At 68.2% G+C, this 18699-nt stretch carries 15 protein-coding genes; 9 read left to right on the top strand and 6 right to left on the bottom strand.

Features of this window, described 5'->3' with window-relative positions:
• Positions 1-56 precede the first annotated feature (56 nt).
• On the bottom strand, positions 57-836 hold the full coding sequence (locus ABJK40_RS13535) for a Sir2 family NAD-dependent protein deacetylase (RefSeq protein WP_348479660.1): 780 nt from the start codon (positions 834-836) through the stop codon (positions 57-59).
• 99 nt (positions 837-935) lie between these two features.
• Complete coding sequence (locus ABJK40_RS13530; protein WP_348479659.1) at positions 936-2465, bottom strand: serine/threonine-protein kinase; 1530 nt, start codon at positions 2463-2465, stop codon at positions 936-938.
• Between the two features lie 52 nt (positions 2466-2517).
• Here ABJK40_RS13530 and ABJK40_RS13525 point away from each other — a divergent pair, with 52 nt between their 5' ends.
• On the top strand, positions 2518-4116 hold the full coding sequence (locus ABJK40_RS13525; protein WP_348510319.1) for a peptide chain release factor 3: 1599 nt from the start codon (positions 2518-2520) through the stop codon (positions 4114-4116).
• Positions 4117-4194: 78 nt separating this feature from the next.
• Here ABJK40_RS13525 and ABJK40_RS13520 read toward each other — a convergent pair whose 3' ends face one another.
• Complete coding sequence (locus ABJK40_RS13520) at positions 4195-4857, bottom strand: GNAT family protein (RefSeq protein WP_348479657.1); 663 nt, start codon at positions 4855-4857, stop codon at positions 4195-4197.
• A 180-nt stretch (positions 4858-5037) separates the two neighbouring features.
• Here ABJK40_RS13520 and ABJK40_RS13515 point away from each other — a divergent pair, with 180 nt between their 5' ends.
• Complete coding sequence (locus tag ABJK40_RS13515; protein WP_348479656.1) at positions 5038-5388, top strand: YciI family protein; 351 nt, start codon at positions 5038-5040, stop codon at positions 5386-5388.
• Positions 5385-6641 (top strand): DUF6596 domain-containing protein, encoded by a 1257-nt coding sequence (locus ABJK40_RS13510; protein WP_348479655.1) that lies wholly within the window; start codon positions 5385-5387, stop codon positions 6639-6641. The genes ABJK40_RS13515 and ABJK40_RS13510 overlap by 4 nt, the downstream gene beginning before the upstream one ends.
• Before the next feature lie 17 nt (positions 6642-6658).
• Here ABJK40_RS13510 and ABJK40_RS13505 read toward each other — a convergent pair whose 3' ends face one another.
• Both ABJK40_RS13505 and ABJK40_RS13500 read right to left on the bottom strand, forming a co-directional pair.
• Positions 6659-8491 carry a hypothetical protein gene (locus ABJK40_RS13505; RefSeq protein WP_348479654.1) on the bottom strand — a complete coding sequence of 611 codons (1833 nt, stop codon included), beginning with the start codon at positions 8489-8491 and terminating at the stop codon, positions 6659-6661.
• Between the two features lie 127 nt (positions 8492-8618).
• The gene (locus ABJK40_RS13500; protein WP_348510318.1) at positions 8619-9887 is read right to left on the bottom strand and encodes a DUF3048 domain-containing protein; all 1269 of its coding nucleotides are present in this window, start codon (positions 9885-9887) and stop codon (positions 8619-8621) included.
• A gap of 127 nt (positions 9888-10014) precedes the next feature.
• Here ABJK40_RS13500 and ABJK40_RS13495 point away from each other — a divergent pair, with 127 nt between their 5' ends.
• A complete protein-coding gene (locus ABJK40_RS13495) occupies positions 10015-10767 on the top strand; it encodes a hypothetical protein (RefSeq protein WP_348482995.1) in 753 nt (250 codons plus the stop codon).
• A gap of 58 nt (positions 10768-10825) precedes the next feature.
• Here the strand turns inward: ABJK40_RS13495 and ABJK40_RS13490 are convergent, their stop codons facing one another.
• A complete protein-coding gene (locus ABJK40_RS13490) occupies positions 10826-12292 on the bottom strand; it encodes a leucyl aminopeptidase (RefSeq protein WP_348482996.1) in 1467 nt (488 codons plus the stop codon).
• Positions 12293-12542: 250 nt separating this feature from the next.
• Here ABJK40_RS13490 and ABJK40_RS13485 point away from each other — a divergent pair, with 250 nt between their 5' ends.
• From ABJK40_RS13485 to ABJK40_RS13465, 5 genes are all read left to right on the top strand, one after another.
• A complete protein-coding gene (locus tag ABJK40_RS13485) occupies positions 12543-13742 on the top strand; it encodes an amino acid ABC transporter substrate-binding protein (RefSeq protein ID WP_348482997.1) in 1200 nt (399 codons plus the stop codon).
• A gap of 96 nt (positions 13743-13838) precedes the next feature.
• Positions 13839-15056 (top strand): ABC transporter permease subunit, encoded by a 1218-nt coding sequence (locus ABJK40_RS13480; protein ID WP_348482998.1) that lies wholly within the window; start codon positions 13839-13841, stop codon positions 15054-15056.
• Positions 15057-15059: 3 nt separating this feature from the next.
• Positions 15060-16889: an amino acid ABC transporter permease gene (locus tag ABJK40_RS13475; protein ID WP_348482999.1), complete on the top strand. Its 1830-nt coding sequence runs from the start codon at positions 15060-15062 to the stop codon at positions 16887-16889.
• A 148-nt stretch (positions 16890-17037) separates the two neighbouring features.
• Positions 17038-17784: an amino acid ABC transporter ATP-binding protein gene (locus tag ABJK40_RS13470; RefSeq protein WP_348483044.1), complete on the top strand. Its 747-nt coding sequence runs from the start codon at positions 17038-17040 to the stop codon at positions 17782-17784.
• Positions 17785-17860: 76 nt separating this feature from the next.
• Positions 17861-18649 (top strand): sulfite exporter TauE/SafE family protein, encoded by a 789-nt coding sequence (locus tag ABJK40_RS13465; protein WP_348483000.1) that lies wholly within the window; start codon positions 17861-17863, stop codon positions 18647-18649.
• The last annotated feature ends 50 nt before the right edge of the window (positions 18650-18699 follow it).

Here is an 18699-nt window from a genome sequence, read left to right as displayed (position 1 = left end):
CGCGACCCCCGCACGTCGGAGGCCGCCCACGACGTCACCGATCGACGAGTCCGCCGTCAGTCGACGTCCGAGCTCGCATCGGGCACCAACTGCGGCAGGATCTCGCCGATCCGGCCCACGAGGAGGTGGTCGGCGTAGCGGTCCATCGCGGTCTCGTCGCCGTTGACGATGATCACCGTCGCCCCTCCGGCTCTCGCTCGCGGGACGCAGTTCGCCGCCGGGAACACCGAGAGCGTGGAACCCACTGCGAGCATCACGTCGCACTCGTCGCTCACCTCCAGCGCCCGGTCGATCACGTCGGGGACCAGGGACTGGCCGAAGCTGATCGTGTCGGATTTGAGGATGCCGCCGCACTCGAGGCAGGAAGGGTCGGGATCGCCGGCGCGCACCCGGGCCAACGCCTGCTCCATGGGCCGACGATCGTCGCAGTCCCAGCACCGGGTGAACCACACCGTTCCGTGCACTTCGATCACCTTGGCCGGGTCGTTGCCCGCCTTCTGATGGAGCCCGTCGATGTTCTGCGTGACCAGGCCGTGCAGCCGACCCTGGCGCTCGAGCGTGACGAGGGCGCGATGGCCGGAATTCGGCTCGGCGGTCCACGCGGGCGTGGCGAGTCGGTTCTGCCACGCCGCGACGCGTACCTCGGGCTCGTTGAGGTAGTGCGTGATGTTCGACGCCTTCTCGGCGGCCGGGTTCTTCGTCCAGACCCCGTTCGGCCCGCGGAAGTCGGGAATGCCCGACTCGGTCGAGATGCCCGCTCCGGTGAACACCACGACGCGTCGCGCGGCGCCCACCACCTCGGCTGCGTCCGCGATCCGATCGTGGGTCGTCGTCATCGCGTCGATGATCGCGCAGGCTCGCCGTGAGGGTGCAATGCGTCCACCCTCACCATCCCAGTCGTCATCATCCCAGTCGTCGTCCCCATCGTCGCCATCTCAGTCGTCGTCGCCATCGTCATCGTCGTCGTCATCTCGGTCACGAGGTGCCAGTTCGTCGAGGAAGTCGACAACCGCTTCGGCGACGGCCGGATCGATCTCGTCGTTCTCGACCCACTTCTCGAGGTCCTCGCGCAACCTGTCCGCCGTGCGACGCGGACCCCGCTCCTCGCCGAGAACCTTCTCGAACTCCCTCGCGAGGTCGGGCCCCCGCCTCCCCACTCGCTCGGGATCGGTCTGGAGCGTCGCGAGGAACTCCTCGGCATTCGCCGGAACGGGGAATCCGGGGATCAGCTCTTCCTGCGGCGGAACGACGGGTTCAGCCGGGGCCACCGTCGGGGGCGGCTCGGTCGGGGGCGGCTCGGTCGGCGGAGTCACGACCGTCGGCGACACCGACGTCGCCCCGGCATCGGACGGGACGAGTGGCTCCTCACCCACGACAGCGCCAGCGGGCGGATCCGACTCCGCCGGGTCACCGGCGACCGCGCCGGTCGAGACCGGTTCACCCGATCCCGAGTCGGACCGTGTCATGGCGAGCACCAACCCACCGAGACCGAACACGAAGAGCAACGCCACGACCGCAGCAACGGCCGACCGTCGCCTCCGACCCTCGGCGAGCGCACGGGAGAGCCCGGAAACAGCAACCGGCGGCGAGACGCCAGGAGGTGGCTGCTGCATCGCCGCGAACTCCTCCGTCGCCACCATCGGACGCAGGTGGATCGGCATCGTCTCGGTGGCTCCGTCCGTGGGACCGAGGGCCGCGGCGAGCGCCTCTGCGCTCTCGAACCGCTCGTCGACCTGCATCGCGCTGGCCCGCGCGATGATCGCTGCGAGGTCGTCGTCGAACCCCGCCACGACGGTGCGCGGGTCCAGCAGATGGCCCGGTGACCGATCGACGACGGGCGGCGGCCGCTGGGCGGTGGCGGCCTCGTAGAGCGTGACTCCGAGCGAGAACACGTCGGTCGCCGGGCCCAGCGTCCGGCCTGCCGCCTGCTCGGGCGACACGTAGCTGCGCGACCCCATCACCATCCCGGTCGCCGTCATCGACTCCTCGATCTCGTCGAGTCGTCGAGCGATCCCGAAGTCGGCGAGATGAGCGTTGCCGTCCGCGTCGAGGAGCACATTGGACGGCTTGACGTCGCGATGGATGATGCCCGCCGAGTGAGCGGCGTCGAGGGCACCGGCGAGTTGGAGCCCGATCGTGCGCACCTGCGAGGCACTCATCGCCGACGCGACGAGTCGCTGCGCCAGCGACCCTCCGGTGATCAGTTCCATCACGATGAAGACGTGCTCCTGATCGGTCCCGGCGTCGAAGATCGTGACGGCGTTCGGATGCACGAACGTGGCTGCGTGGCGAGCCTCGACCTCGAAACGTCGCAGTGCGGCCGGATCCGCCGAGTTCGCCGCAACGGCGCGGAGCATCTTCACCGCCACGTCGCGACCGAGACGGACGTCGTGAGCGCGGAAAACCTCTGCGGAACCTCCGGCCCCGAGACGTTCCCCGACGTCGTATCGACCGGCCAGCAACACCCCGACACGCTACTGCGGGGAGCCACGGCACGGCCTCCGACGCCACGGTCAGATGCCGGTAGCGTCGTCCATCGTGTCCGAACAGGTGATCAACGAAGCGCGACGTCGTCGGACGTTCGCCATCATCTCGCACCCCGACGCGGGCAAGACCACGCTGACCGAGAAGTTCCTGCTCTACGCGGGGGCCATCCAGTCGGGTGGCGCGGTCAAGGCCCACGAAGGCCGACGCTCGGCCACGTCGGACTGGATGGACATGGAGCAGAAGCGCGGCATCTCCATCTCCTCCACCGCCCTGAACTTCCCGTACCGGGACCACGAGTTCAACCTGCTCGACACCCCCGGCCACCGCGACTTCTCCGAGGACACGTACCGGGTCCTGTCGGCCGTCGACGCCGTGGTCATGGTGCTCGATGCAGCCAAGGGCATCGAACCCCAGACCCTCAAGTTGTTCGAGGTCTGCCGGTCACGGGAACTCCCGGTGCTCACCTTCCTCAACAAACTCGACCGGCCGGGCCTCGAGCCACTCGAGTTGCTCGATCAGATCGAGGATCAGATCGGTCTGCGGCCCACTCCGGCCACGTGGCCCGTCGGGTCCTACGGCGACCTCCGAGGTGTGCTCGATCGCCGCACCGACGTGTTCACGCGCTTCACCCGCACCGCTCGTGGCAGCCAGATCGCTCCCGAGGAGGACATGGCGGCCGAACAGGTCATGGCCGAGGAGGGTGCGGCGTGGGAGAAGTGCGCGGAGGAGTCGGAGCTGCTCGACGCGATGGGCGCCGACGTGGACCTGCCGTCGTTCCTCGCCGGCCAGTCGACACCGGTCTTCGCCGGCTCGGCACTCACCAACTTCGGTGTGCGCCACCTGCTCGATGCGATCGTCGACCTGGCCCCGGCGCCACGTGCCCGCGAGACCTTCGACGGCGACCACCGCCCGTTGGACGCGGCGTGTTCGGCGTTCGTGTTCAAGGTCCAGGCCAACATGGACCGCAACCACCGAGACCGCATCGCGTTCGCCCGCATCTGCTCGGGCAAGTTCGACCGCGGCATGGTGATGACCTGCGAGCGCACCGGCAAACCCTTCGCCACGAAGTACGCGTCGACGGTGTTCGGTGCCGAACGCACGACCATCGACGAGGCGTTCCCGGGCGACGTGGTCGGCCTCGTGAACGCGACCGGGCTGAACATCGGCGACACCCTGTTCGACGAGACCGGCCCGTCGGTCCGGTTCCCGAAGTTGCCGCAATTCGCCCCCGAGGTGTTCGCCACGGCCCGTCCGCAGGACTCGGGCAAGGTCAAGCAGTTCCGCAAGGGACTCGACCAACTCGGCGAGGAAGGCGTGGTGCAGGTGCTGCGCGACCCCGACTGGGGGGAGGCGTCACCGGTGCTGGCGGCCGTCGGTCAGCTCCAGTTCGACGTGTTCGCGAACCGGCTCGACATCGAGTTCAACGCTCCGATCGAACTGTCTGGATCGCCGTACCAGGCGATCCGTCTCACGGACTCGGCATCGGCTGCGGTGTTGCGCGAGAAGCCCGGCGTGCGGATCCTGCAGCGGACCGACGGCGCACTCGTCGCCCTGTTCGAGAACAAGTACGCCCTCCAGCGCATCGAATCGAACGAACCCGAACTGGCCTTGACGGCGATCGTCGCCTGAGCCACTCGGCGGAGAGCCCGGAGCACCGACCGCGACGATTCGCGCGCCCGTGAGGGAACGAGGCGTCACCCGTCGTCGTCAACCACCGACGCCGCGCAGAGCGATCCCGAGAGCTCGCCGGCATTCGGCCACGCCGGTCATGGTGATGTCGTCGCGTCGGCGGGTCTGCCAGGCCTCGCGACTCAGGAGCCATCGTTGTCCCAGCACCGGCGTGCCTCGATGAGTTGCCCATGCCGTGCCGTTTCTCTCGTAGCCGAGCCGTTCGGACACGCCGTTCGAGCCGGCATTGTCGAAGGCGCCCTCGCTGTGTGCTTCGGCCGCGCCGAGCCCCTCGAACGCAAGGTGGAGAATCGCCGATCTCATCTCGCTGCCGATCCCACGACGTCGATGGTCCGTCGACACCCACGAGGTGCTCTCGACCGTGCCGAAGTCGTCGAAGTCGTTGCCGGTGAGGTCCTGCTGCCCCACGGGTTCGCCGTCGACGACGACGACGAAGGTCAAGCGCCAGGCGTCTGGACGAACCGTGCCACGGCTGCGCCACACCGCTCGTAGCCATTGCTGCACTCGGATGTCGGGGTCCGGCTCGTAGAACGCACTGGGATCGTCCCAGGGTGGCGGGTCGGCGGTCGCCTTGCCGGCGGCGACCAGAGGGGCGAGCGACTCGAGGAGGTCATCGGTTGCTCCGAGCAGTTCGATGCGCGGAGTCGCCACCCGAAGGTTCAACGGTGCATAGATCGACATCGCGGCGACGCTACGCAACCGATCGGCCCGGCGGTGCGAGGGATTGCCCGCGGCGAGACGTCGGTCGGATTCGGAGGTCGTGAGAATTCCTCGAAATCGTCGGTCGATTTCGCGTTCGGCGTTCGTGGATGAGGTAGAAGATCGCATGGGCGGTCTTCACGACGACAAGGAGATGTGACAATGGCTCAATACCTGCTTTCGGTGTGGCACGACGAGGAGTACGTCGTGGACTTCTCGGGGGAGGACATGCAGCGCATCGGCGCTCAGGTCGGTGCCCTCAACGACGAGCTCGCTGCTGCGGGCGCCGAGGTGTTCGGCGGCGGTCTGCAGCCGGCGTCGTCGGCGACCGTGCTGCGCAGCGACGGCGGCGACGTGTCGATGACCGACGGCCCCTACGCCGAGACGAAGGAGCAGATGGGAGGGTTCTGGGTGATCGAGGCCGATGACTTCGACGCCGCTCTCGAGTGGGCGCGAAAGGCGACGGTCGCCTGTGAGGGGCCGGTCGAGCTGCGTCCGTTCCAGAGCGAGTGAACCCGGACCACGACGGCGATCTCGCTCTCGTCTTCCGGCGTGAAGCCGGACGATGCACCGCCACCCTGATCCGAGTCCTCGGCGACGTCGATCTCGCCGAGGACTCGGTGGCCGAGGCCTTCGCCGTCGCTGCTGAACGATGGTCGGTCGAGGGAGTCCCGCCGAATCCCGGCGGTTGGATCACGACGACCGCTCGGAACAAGGCGCTCGACCGACTGCGACGGGAATCCTCCCGCACCAGCCGGCACGCGGCGGCTCAACGACTGCAGGACCTGCGAATGCTCGACGACCACGAACCGGAACCGGATGGCCTCCACGACCTCGTCGGCGTCGTTGCCGACGATCAACTCCGGCTCACGTTCCTGTGCTGTCACCCGGCGCTGTCGCCCGACGCTCAGGTGGCGCTCACCTTGCGCCTGCTAGGCGGATTGGCGACACACGAGATCGCCAGGTCGTTCCTCGTCGCGGAGGACACGATGGCCCAGCGGATCGTGAGAGCCAAGCGCAAACTGCGCGACAACCACGCCTCCTACCGCATCCCGCGCCACGCGGAACTGCCCGATCGGCTCCGAGCCGTTCTCGCCGCGGTCTCTCTCATCTTCAACGAAGGCCACACGTCGACCTCCGGCGATGCCCTCACACGCACCGATCTGTCGTCGGAGGCGATCCGTCTCGGACGAGTCCTCGTCGAACTGATGCCCGACGAACCCGAAGCCGCCGGCCTGCTGGCACTGATGTTGCTCACCGACGCCCGCCGCCCGGCTCGTATCGCAGCCGATGGGTCGATGGTCCGCCTCGCCGACCAGGACCGATCCCGTTGGGATCGAGACCAGATCGAGGAAGGGAGCGCACTCCTGCGAACGTGCCTGCGACGAAACCAGCCCGGGCCGTTTCAGATCCAGGCCGCGATCGCCGCCGTCCATGCCGGATCAGCAGACGACGAATCCACCAATTGGCCGCAGATCGTCACCCTCTACGATCGTCTGCTGGTCCACCGTCCCACGCCGGTCGTCGCACTCAATCGCGCGGTTGCCGTCAGCCGAGCCGACGGCCCTGCGGCAGGGCTGGCCGTCGTCGATGCGCTGCGCGAGGAACTGGCCGAGTACCAGCCGTTCCACGCCACCCGCGCCGACCTCCTCGCTCGACTCGGCGTGCACGGCGAGTCCCGCGCCGCCTACGACGAGGCACTCGCTCGCACACGCAACACGACGGAACGGGCCTTCCTCCACGGGCAACGCCGGATGCTCGGCTGACCCGAGATCGGCGAGGGCTACCACGACCCCGAACTCCCGCCGCCACCTCCGCCACCGACGCCTCCACCGCTGAAACCTCCACCGCCACTGCTCGACGTGGACGGCGCCACGCGTGTCGACGAGATCGTGGATGCGTAGGTGTGCAGCAGCATCGGCGCGGTGAAGTTGGCCGTCTGGTCGATGTTGCTGGACTCGATCGCCTTCGACCAGGCCTCGGCGGCACCGAGCGCCACCGCCCACGCCGAGTACTCACGGGTCACCCCCTGCTCCCACGCCCAGTCGACGTGGCGACCTTCACTCGCGTCGAGGAACCGCCGGAACGACTCGGTGCGCAGCGTCAACGCCGACCCGGTCGCCGTGCGCGACGCGAGCATCGACGCATACGCGAGCCCGGCGACGACGAGCGCAACTGCGACGCTGAGCAGCGCCGCCCCGACGATCGAGTTCAGGGCGCCGAGGACCAGTGCCACCAACGTCGCGACGAGGGTCACGACGACGCCGAGGGCAACGATCACCACGGTGGTCCCGTCCACGGCCGATCCGGTGCTGGACCGCTTCCACCACCCCGACTCGGCGACGACGCGCTCCTGTTCGCTGCGGATCTTCTTCCAGACCGCGGCGAACGACGAGTCGTAGGCACCGAGCGCCACGACCGGCGACGACCGGAAGATCTCCGCCAGATGTCGGCGGTCCACCGCGCTCAACCGTGCGTCGGTCTGACCGGGCTGCAGTGTCACACCGTCGGACTCGCCGTGGATCTCGATCGCCCCTCGTGCGACCATTTCGGAGAACCAGGCCGACACCGTCGAATCGCTGACGTTCTCGCTCAACAACACGTTGCCCTGCCACGGCGCGACTCCACGAGGGGGGACGAATTCGACGGTCGCCAGTTCGGCGAGTCGGCTGTCGGGCACCCGGTACGTCGGCACGTCGGCCACCCAGTCGCCGGCGGCGGGCACGGGCAACTCGTGGGACATCCCCGACGGCCCGGGCGGGCCGCCGACCGTGGTCGGGGCGAAGGCCGCATCAGCGGCACCACCGGCGCCGAACACCTCGTTGCTCCCGCGACGTCGGAACCAGGCGAAGATGCCGATGGCCGTCGCCGCTCCGAGCACCAGTTGGGTGAGGCCGACCACGGGGAAGGCGGAGGGTGTGCGCGCCGGGAGAGCCGGTGGCGGATCGAACTCGGGCATCGTCACGGTGCCGACGGGCATCGACACCGTGAGACCGCTTCCCGCTGCGAGCGGCTCGACCACGGTGCGGAACCGGTCGTCTCCCACGTCGTCGAACTCGCAGCCGCCGAACGTTCCGAGCTGGCCGACATCGCAACGCACGTCGTCGGCATCGGCGATGTCGAAGCCGGTGAGGATCACCTCGAACCGGTCCGTCTCGAACGTCTCGTCGGTCCCGATGATGTCGAGCGCCAGTTCACCCCTCGACACACCGGCGTCGGGAAGCGTGTACTCGAGCACGTAGCGGCGCTGCCCGCTGAACGTGATCGCCGGATCGCCGATCCGGATCCGGGTGTCCGCAGCGAAGTCGACGACGTCCACCTGGTCGTTCGCATCGGGCGACGATGCGACGACGTCGACCGGCGTGCCGAAGTCGTTCGGGACGACCCGTTGGTAGCCACGCCGCTCGGCCCATCCGAAGTCGATGTCGACGACCTCACGGATCCGTACTCCGTCGGCCCCCTCGGGGCGGACCGTGATCTGCTTGGCGTCGAAGTGCTCGCCGCGCAGCGCCCCCTGGTCGCCGGCACCGACGACCCCGAGCGTGCCGAGGAGCGCCACCACACCGACCGACGCACCGACCACGACGTGCCGGCCCCATCCGATTCGATTCAACATGCGTCTGAGTGTTGCAGAGAGCAGTCGCGGCACCATCGGCGCGCGCCGTGTGCCTCACCGATGTCGGCGTGGTCCGTCGCCGTCCGAACGCGGCGGAGCCGGCGGGGTCGAGTCGACCCGACGAGGGTCAGGCGCGGGCCAACTCGATGAAGGTCTTGCCGCCGGCGAGCCGGATCGGCGTTCCCGTCGCCGCATCGGAGAACCCGAAGGCCTCGTACGGAGAGGCCCTCCCCCAGACCGCCTCGATCCGCTGGCCGTTGCGGTGGACGACGGCGCGTCCTCCGCCGACCGTGACCGGATTCGGGGAGCGGGCGTCGACCGGTGACGGCGGATGATCGGTGTACAGCTCGATCACGTTCTGGACGGCGATCCGGTTTCCGGAGATCGCGACGTGGGGGTTTCCGTTCTGCGAACGCAGGTAGCTGCCGCTCGCTGCGTCCCACGTCCAGTCGACGGCCACTCCGTCCATCGGAACCCGGAACGTCTCGTCGGGGGTGCCGCCCGCCTCGGGTGCGGGTTCCCACGCCGGGTCCACCCAGTACAGCGGCCGGGCCGGGCCCGGCGGCACGGCGCCGCCCAGCGCGGTGTTCGTCGCACACGCGGGATCGAGGAGCAGGTTGTGAGGGGCACGCCTGCTGGAGTTGCGTTCGTAGCACGGGTTGCGCTGCGCCGTGAAGTCCACGAGCAGGGCCGAGCGCGCAGCCGACTCGATCCAGTTCGTCACTCCCCGGTTGCCGCCCGACCACGCCAGCACCGGGCGGTTCATCGCGGCGAACAGGTCGAGGTCACCCGTCCGGGCCGACCGCACGGGCCCGACGCGGTCCGGGAGGTTCGTGTGGAACATCCCGATGAAGCGGGTGACGCCTTCGACGTTCTCCTCGATGATCGCGTCGGCCTGGTCGAGGTTCCACTGCGGGCGCGCGACGGCGAAGTTGTCGATCTTCACGGCCACGATCGGGCGGGAGGTGACCGATGCGTCGGCGGGCAGACCCGTGAGTGCAGCGATTCCGTCGAGCGGAGGCAGGATCTCGTAGGGCTCCCAGACCGGCACGCCGTTCTCGAGGATCGTGGTGGGAGGCGGTGGAAGCGTCGTGGTGGTGGTCGTGGTGGACGTCGTCGTCGTCGTGGTGGTCGTGGTGGTCGTCGGCGGGACCGTCGTGGTGGTCGTCGGCGCCACGGCGGTGGTCGTCGTCGTCGTGGTGGCCACCGTTCCGAGCGCATCGGGTCCGTCGCCACGACCCCCGATCACGACGACCAGTCCGACCACGAGGAGAACGACCGCCAGTGCGCCTCCCGCCACCGCCAGCCGACGTCGGAAGTACACGCCGTCCGACACCTCGACGGGTGCGGGTCCAGGCGGTGGGATCATCGCATCGTCGTCGATCGGGTCGGTCACGAGCCACGACGCTAATCCCGCACGGAGTCCACTCCTCGGCACCCACCGGTTCAGCTGATCGGACCGGCCCGGACCAGACGGGTCCGAGGCGGCTTCCCGTTCGGGGGTCCGGTGACCCACTGAGTGGGTGCCGACTTCTCCCGACGTGTTCACCCGACACCCGGAGGTCCTCGTGACCAGCATCGACGCCCGATCCCTCGACTCCGTCAGCCCTGCCGACGGCTCCGCCGGGTCGCTGACCGACCGTCGGCCGATCCCGCCGCCGCCCGGTCGATCCTCACCGCCTCCCGTGCCGCCATCTGCGTCGGCGTCGGCACCCGGCCCGGAGGTCGACCCGTGCGACGTGTTGATCACGGCGTGGGTGGATCCGCTCGTGGACGACGACGGCCACGACCCGCGTTCGCGCTACGTCGAACAGTTCTGGCTCGGAGTGCTCGGCCCGACGGCCACGTGGATCCTGAGGCGTCTCGTCGCCGGACTCGAACAGCATCCGGAGGGCTACCGACTCGACCTCTCCGTCACGGCGAGGATGATGGGTCTGTCGTACACCGACGGCAGGTCGTCGCCGTTCGCCAAGGCGTTGCAGCGATGCACCATGTTCGGCCTGGCTCATCAGACCAGCGCCGGACTCGCCGTGCGCCGCCGCGTCCCGTCGGTCGCCCACCGCCACCTCCGGCGGATGCCCGACGCGGTGCAGCTGGCACACCGCGAGTGGGAGCACTCGTGCATCACGGTCGACGCGCTGTCGAGAGCCCACCGGATCGCACTGGCGATGCTCGAATCCGGCGACGACCTGTGGGTCATCGAACACCAACTCGTGGCCGTCGGCATCGACGACGCGACCGCCGCCGAGGTCGCCGACAACGCTCGACGACTGTGAACCGGCGGGCCTGGAGCAGGTGGTGTGGAGTGGGTCAGACCCCTGCCACACCACCCGGTCAGAAGTTGCAGGCGAGGTCGATCAGGAGCCGCGTGCCGAAACCGGTCGCGCCCTTCGAGTAGATGCCTTCGTCGCCGTCGACCTTCATCGGGCCGGCGATGTCGAGATGGGCGTACGGGACGTCACCCGTGAACTCGCTGAGGAAGATCGACGCGGTGATCGTTCCGGCGAACGGCCCACCGATGTTCTTCATGTCGGCGTAGGGCGAGTCGAGCAGCTTGCGGTACCGCTTCTTCTCCAGCGGGAGTTGCCACACCGGCTCGTCGACCTTGTCGCTCGACGCCTTCACCTGGTCGATGAAGGGCTGGTCCGTGCCGAGCAGTCCGGCGATGTCGGGGCCGAGTGCTCCGAGCACGGCGCCGGTGAGCGTGGCGATGTCGACGATCGCGTCGGGCTCCTCCTCGACGGCGAGCGACAGGCCGTCGGCGAGCACGAGGCGACCCTCGGCGTCGGTGTTGAGCACTTCGACGGTCTTGCCGTTGCGCATGGTCAGCACGTCGCCGAGCTTGAGTGCCGAGCCCGACGGCATGTTGTCGGTGCACATCAACCAGGCGGTGACCTTCGTGGTGCAACCGACCGCCTTCAGCGCGGACATCGCCGACAGCACCGCCGCCGCGCCCGACATGTCCATCTTCATCACCTGGTGGAAGGCGTCGCCCCCCTTGATGCTGATGCCGCCCGAGTCGTACATGATCCCCTTGCCGACCATCGCGAGGTGCTTCGTCGCTCCCTTGGGCGAGTAGCTGAGCTTGACCATCCGCGGGGGTTCGGTGGATCCACGGTTCACGCCGATCATGCCGCCACAGCCCATGGCGAGCAGATCGTCCTTGTTGAACACCTCGACGGTGAGCCCGGCGTCGTCGGCCAGGGCGACCGCCTGGTCGGCGATGTCGACGGCATTGAGGTGCGTGGGCGGCGTGTTGGCGAGTTCGCGTGCGAAGGTGGCCGCCGATGCGATGGCGTGGCCGACGCCCGCGCCCTTCGCCACCGCCGCCGACCGCTTGCCACCCGAGACGATGGTCAGGTCGGTCAGCTTCGATCCGAGGTCGTCGCCGGTCTTCAACCCGACGTAGCGGTACGAGGCGAGCAGCACGCCTTCGACGACCGCACTGCCGGCGGCCTCCGGGTCGATGCCACCGGCATCGGCGAGCGTGGTGGCGAGCCTCGAGTGCTTCGATGCCACCCGGGCGAACGCCGCAGCAGCGCGCCGCAACGAGTTCGCGTCGATCTCGTCGTCGGCGCCCACGCCGATCGCCACGAGCAGGCCGGCCCCCGACGGGATCACCAGGGTCTGGCCGGCCTTTCCTTCGAAGCCGTTGTCGGCGAGCGCGGACCGGGACATGCCCAACTGGCGGGGCACCGCACCCTTCTCGCCGACGGGATACCCGACGGCGGTCGCATCGGACGGCACCGACTTCGAGGTCGAGACGTTCACGGAACGGATCACAGCACTGGCATCGGTCATGGCCCCCAGTGTGCCGGGGCATCGGTGGAGCAGCACGATTCGGCGTGCACGTCGAGGTGACACGTCGAGGCCCGGGGTCGCCCGGTGACCGGCCCGCCCCGGCGTGGACGCATCGACCGGGTCGGCGTGAACGCCGTGTTGCGCGGATGTTGCTTCGGCAGCGACGTCGGTCACACCGTGTTAGGTTCGACCGGAGGTCCTCACGTGAGCGCGAGGGGACGACAACGTGAACATCGACCAAGGAGATCACATGATCAACACGGGGAAGACTTCCACACGCAAGCGCACCGCAGTCGCCGTCGTGGCACTGGGACTGGTCGTCGGGGCGTGCTCGAGCAGCTCCGGTGACGGCGACGACGCGGTCGAGACCGAGACCGTGCCCACCGCCCCTGCGGACGACGATGCCATCGTCCCCGACGGCACCGGGGCACCCACCGACACCGAGGCTCCCGACGATTCCGCACCCACCTCCGACGAGGTCGAGGTCGTGCAGAGCGAAGGCGGACGACTCGCCGCCGTCCAGGAGGCCGGCGTCATCCGATGCGGTGCGAACGACGCACTGCCCGGATTCGGCGTGATCGACTCGGCAGGCGACTACGCCGGCTTCGACATCGATCTCTGTCGGGCCGTCGCCGCAGGCGTCCTCGGCGACGCCGACGCCGTCGAGTACGTCCCGCTCACCGCGGACGCTCGATTCCCTGCTCTGCAGTCCGGCGAGGTCGACCTCATCATCCGCAACACGACGTGGACCGCATCGCGTGACGGTGGTCAGGGTGGCAACTTCCTGTTCACCACCTTCTACGACGGCCAGGGCGTGATGGTCCCCGAGTCCTCGGGCATCACCGACCTCGAAGGCCTTGCCGACGCGACGATCTGCGTGCTGTCGGGGACCACGACCGAACTCAACCTGAGCTCGGTGTTCACCGCTCGTGGCATCCCGTACACCCCGTCCGTGTACGACGACAACACGACGCTGCAACCCGCCTACGAGCAGGGGCAGTGCGAGGCCTGGACCGCTGACGCATCGGCGCTCGCATCGGGCAAGTCGGCGATCGAGGGCAACGGCGGCGAGACGCAGTTCATCATCCCCGAGGTCATCTCCAAGGAGCCGCTCGGCCCCGTGGTCGCCGACGGCGACACCGAATGGGCCTCCGCCGTGGAATGGTCCGTCATGGCCACGGTCCAGGCCTGGGAGTTCGGACTCGACTCGACCAACATCGCCGAGTACTCCGGTGACGACCCGAGCATCCTGACCTTCATCGGCCAGGGCGACGACGTCGCTTCCGGCCTCGGCCTCCCGACCGACTACGCCGTGCAGGTCGTCTCCCAGGTGGGCAACTACCAGGAGATCTACACCACGCACATCGAGCCGATCGGTCTGGCCCTCGAGGGCTCTCCGAACAACCTGTGGACCGAAGGCGGGCTGATGTACGTCCCGCCGTTCCGTTGATCGATCGCTGATCGACCACCGACCACGAACTGAACGGGTGCCGTCCGTCCGAACGACGGGCGGCACCCGTTCGTCTCACCGATCCGAGGGCAGCAGGTGACGGACACACTTTCCGGGACGAAGCCGAGTCGTCCGCCGTTCTGGCGTGACGTGCGCGTCCTGCGCGTCGTCGCGCAGGTCGTGGCGGCGGTGACGGTGGTGCTCACCGTTCGCTACCTGTTGAACAACCTCGTCGGCAACCTGAACGCCGTCGGCATCAGCACGAAGTTCGACTTCCTCGGTTCACCCGCACGGTTCCCCGTCAAGGACTCCAATTTCTCACCGGACTCCACCATCTCTGCGCTGATCTGGAAGGGCGTGCAGAACACCGCGGCGTCCGCGTTCGTCGGCATCGCCCTCGCTCTCGTGATCGGGGTCGTGGTCGGAGTCGGACGCCTCTCGACCAACTGGGTGGTGCGCAAACTCTCCACGCTCTACGTCGAGACGCTGCGCAACATCCCGCCTCTCGTCATCATCATCTTCTTCGGGTTCGCGATCTTCACCTTCGGACCGTTCTCGCCGTTCACGCCGGCGAGTCCCCCCGGCGAGATCAAGTTCCCCGGCACCGACGCCACGCTGCTGATGTACAGCAACCAGCGTCTCGGGATCCCGTCCATCGCGACCGGCCAGAACTCGGGCATCTTCTGGATCCTGCTGCTCGTCGCCCTGGTCGTCGCCGGCGTCGTCTGGCGGTGGCGGACGCGGGTCAACATCGACACCGGCGAACCACACCGACGCGTCCGGTACTCGCTCGCCACGTTCCTCGGCCTCGGCGTCGTCGCCTTCGTGGCGCTCGGCGCGCCGATCAGCGGTTCGTTCCCCGAGGTGTCCGAGAGCGGCCGCCTGATCGTGGGCGGGTTGGACACCAACAACTCCTACGTCTCGGTCACGATCGCGCTGGCGCTCTACACCGGCAGCCACATCGCGGAGATCGTGCGCGGCTCGATCCTGGCCGTCCCGAAAGGTCAGAACGAGGCGTCGAACGCACTGGCGCTGTCGGGATTCCAGCGGTACCGCTTCGTCGTGCTCCCCCAGGCCGCGCGGATCGCCATGCCCCCGACGATCAACCAGTTCCTCAACCTCACCAAGAACACCTCGCTCGCCGCAGCAGTCGCCTATCCGGACCTCACGCAGGTGGTGCGTACGGCGATCGGCAACGACCAACCGTCCCCGCAGATGGTCCTCATCCTGATGGGGTGCTACCTCTCGTTCTCGCTGTTCATCTCGGTGATCCTCAACGTCGTCAACCGACGGTTCCAACTGGCGGGGAGGTGACCGATGTCGACCACCGGAGAATCCGAGCCCCGCATCGCGACGGTCGGCGGTGACGGCAGCGTGGTCGTCCTCGGCGAGGACGCTCCCCGTCACGGTGAGCAGTCCCCGCGCGAATGGGTCAAGACGAACCTGTTCAATCGTTGGTACAACGGGGTCATCACGATCGTTCTCGGAACGATCGCGCTGATCCTGCTCGCACTCACGGTCCGGTTCGTGTTCGTCACCGCGCAGTGGATCCCCGTACGCGCCAACCTCGAACTGTTCATGATCGGACAGTTCGCTCGTGGTGAGCGGACGCGCATCGTCGTCCAACTGCTGTTGCTGAGCGGTGCGGTCGGCCTCGTCGTCGGGGGCCTGCGGCAGCGCTCGAGGGAGACGTCGCGGCTCGCCGGACTCGACCACGTCCCGACCCGTCCGCGTGAGCTGGTGGGTTCGTACTGGGCAGTCGTGGCGTTCATCACGTTCTGCATGGTCGTCGGCGTCCGCACCGCAGGCCCGTGGCTGCTGTTGCTCGCCTGCATCGTCGCCGCGGTCGCCGGTTACGCGGCGACGCTGAGCACGACGCGCACGCCGATCTCGATCGCCTCCTGGCTCGTCGTGCTCGTGCCGTTGGCCATTGCGGGCGGCGTCCTCTCCCAGGTCCAGGACCTGAACAATCAGGGGGCCTACACGATCGCGATCGCGGCCGTCGTGCTCCTCGCAGCTGTCCGACTGGTCCCGCGTCCGTCCTTCACCCTGTCGGCCGGACTGGTCCTGGGCGCGGCTTCGTTCCAGGTCCTGAGTGGAACGCACGGACTCGCGTGGTTCTACATCACCGTCGCCGCGATGCCCGCCGTCGCCGACGTCGTGGGTCTCGTCGCGGAACGACTGCCGGTCGTGGCGGGTTGGGTCGCCGCAGCGATGGCCGGGGCCGGTGTCGTCGTCCTGTTCGTGCTGACCGGCGGCGAGTTCGTCTTCCAGGCTCCCGAGATCGAAGGTCCATTGGGTGTGGTCACCGGGCCGATCGGTTCGATCACCGCGTTCCTCGGTGGCATCGGGCTGGTCGTGCTGGCTGCCGCCGCACTCGTCGGTTCCTCCGTCGCCGGCGTCGCGCGTGGTGACGTCGCTCCGGCCGTGAGGTTCGCTGCGTTCGCCGTGCTCGGTGTCGCATTCTGGGCGATCGGTCGCGTCGTCGGACTCGACGGGTTGATCTGGGACAGTTGGGGGTTGCACACCAACCTCGTCGTCGCCGCCGCCTCGATCATCCTCGCCTTCCCGATCGGTCTGCTCCTGGCGCTCGGACGACGCTCGTCGCTCCCCGTGCTGCGCGTCCTGTCGACCGCCTACATCGAACTCATCCGCGGGGTGCCCCTCATCTCGCTGCTGTTCATCGCCGCGCTGTTCCTCAACTTCTTCTTCGCCACACGCACCAATCTGCCGCTCGTCACTCGGGCCACGATCGTCATCACGATGTTCTCCGCGGCCTACATCGCCGAGATCGTGCGCGGTGGACTGCAGTCGGTCGAGAAGGGCCAGACCGAAGCCGGACAGGCGATGGGCATGTCCCCCGCCGCGATCACGCGTCTGCTGGTTCTGCCACAGGCACTGAAGAACGTCATCCCCGCTCTCGTCGGACAGTTCATCTCGTTGTTCAAGGACACGAGCCTGCTGTTCTTCATCACCATCCTGGAGTTCCTCGGCGTACGCGACATCATCCACGCGCAGTCCGAGTTCCAGGGCCTCGGCATCGCGGAGACCCTGGTGTTCGTCGCCTTCGGGTTCTGGGCGTTCTCGTTCACCATGTCGCGAGAGAGTCAGCGCCTCGAACGACGTCTCGACGTGAGCAACCGCTGATGGTCGACGCATCCACCCCGCCCGCACGTCCGACGGGGACACCGGGCCACCACCTGACACGACATCCACACTGCGAGGACCTGCCGTCATGACCGACACCTCTGGAACCAGGAACACGGGCGAGCGGGTGTTCGCCGACGCCACGCAGATGATGGGGTCGTCGGGCGAGGCGATGATCGAAGTCGCCGGCATGGACAAGTTCTTCGGCAGCTTCCAGGCCCTGCGGGACATCAACATGAAGGTCGGCAAGCAGGAGGTGGTCGTCGTCATCGGCCCGTCCGGGTCGGGCAAGTCGACGCTGATCCGCTGCATCAACCGACTGGAGAAGCACGATCGCGGGACGATCGTCGTCGACGGCGTGGAGTTGGGCGACGACATCCGCAACATCCAGGCGATCCGCCGTGAGACCGGAATGGTCTTCCAGAGCTTCAACCTGTTCCCCCATCTCACCGTGCTGGACAACATCACGCTGGCTCCCCGCCAGGTTCGCAAGGTCAGCAAGAAGGAAGCCGAGACCACGGCCATGGAACTCCTCGAGCGGGTGAAGATCCCCGACCAGGCGCGCAAGTACCCGGGGCAGTTGTCGGGCGGTCAGCAACAGCGCGTGGCGATCGCACGGTCGCTGGCGATGAAGCCGAAGGTGATGCTGTTCGACGAGCCCACCTCCGCGCTCGATCCCGAGATGATCAAGGAGGTCCTCGACACCATGAAGGACCTCGCGACCGACGGCATGACGATGATCTGCGTCACCCACGAGATGGGCTTCGCCCGGGAGGTCGCCGACCGCGTGGTGTTCATGGCCGACGGCCAGGTGGTCGAGGTGGGCACGCCCGAACACTTCTTCGACGACCCGCAGGAGGACCGCACCAAGCTCTTCCTGTCCCAGATCCTCTGACCGGGCGAGTCCGTCCGGTCGACGTCGTCACGACGTCTTCGGTCAGCCCGGTCCCGATCGCGTCCACTGCCGATGGATGCCACCGCCTCGGGCCGGGGCGGGTCTGATGGACGTCCAGACAGCGGTCGGCCTGTTCCTGTTGGCGTTCGGCGTCGGGGTGTACGGGTCGATCATCGGTGCCGGTGGCGGCTTCCTCGTGGTGGCCGGCCTGGTTCTCGTGTTCGACCTGAGCGGCGCCACCGCCGTGGGAACGAGCGTGGTGACGACGCTGGCGATCCAGGTGACCGGTGCCTACACCTACACGAAGAAGGGGGTGGTGGACCGACCGGTCGCCCTGTGGTTCGCCGTCGGCTCGATGCCGGTCGCTCTGCTCAGCGCCGTCTTCGTCGCCGACCGGATCCCGGAGGAGACCTTCGAGTTGATCATCGGCGTGATGCTGTTGGCGCTCGCCGTCTTCGTCGTGTTCGTTCGACGCACGGACGTCACGGGCGCTGCGCCAGTCGCTCCGAAGCGCGCCGCACTGGTCGGGTCCGGCGGCGTGATGGGTGCGATGTCGGGAGCGCTCGGCGTCGGCTCCGGGCTGATCACGGTGCCCCTCCTCGGGCGGTTGCAACGACTTCCGGCTCATCGGGCGGCGGCCACCACCACCCTCATCGGGTCGCTGTCCGGACTCGCCGCCGCCACCGGCCACACCGTGGCGGGCAACCCCCGGTGGAGCCACCTGCCGTTCCTCCTGACCGGAGCCGTCGTCGGTGGTCGCCTCGGTTCGTCGAGCGCCGGTCGCCTCAGCGCGACCACCGTGCTCTCGCTCCTCGCCGCAGGTCTCGTCCTCGCCGGCTTCCCTCTCGTCATCGCCGCCTTCTGAACGAGATCGATCGGGTGCGGTGAGTCTTCGTCGCCCGTCGGGCGACGAAG

Source organism: Ilumatobacter sp. (genome assembly GCF_039969435.1).
In the GTDB taxonomy this organism is placed as follows: Bacteria; Actinomycetota; Acidimicrobiia; order Acidimicrobiales; family Ilumatobacteraceae; genus Ilumatobacter_A.
The sequence above is the reverse complement of the archived record's forward strand: the minus strand, read 5'-3'. Positions and strand labels throughout refer to the sequence as shown.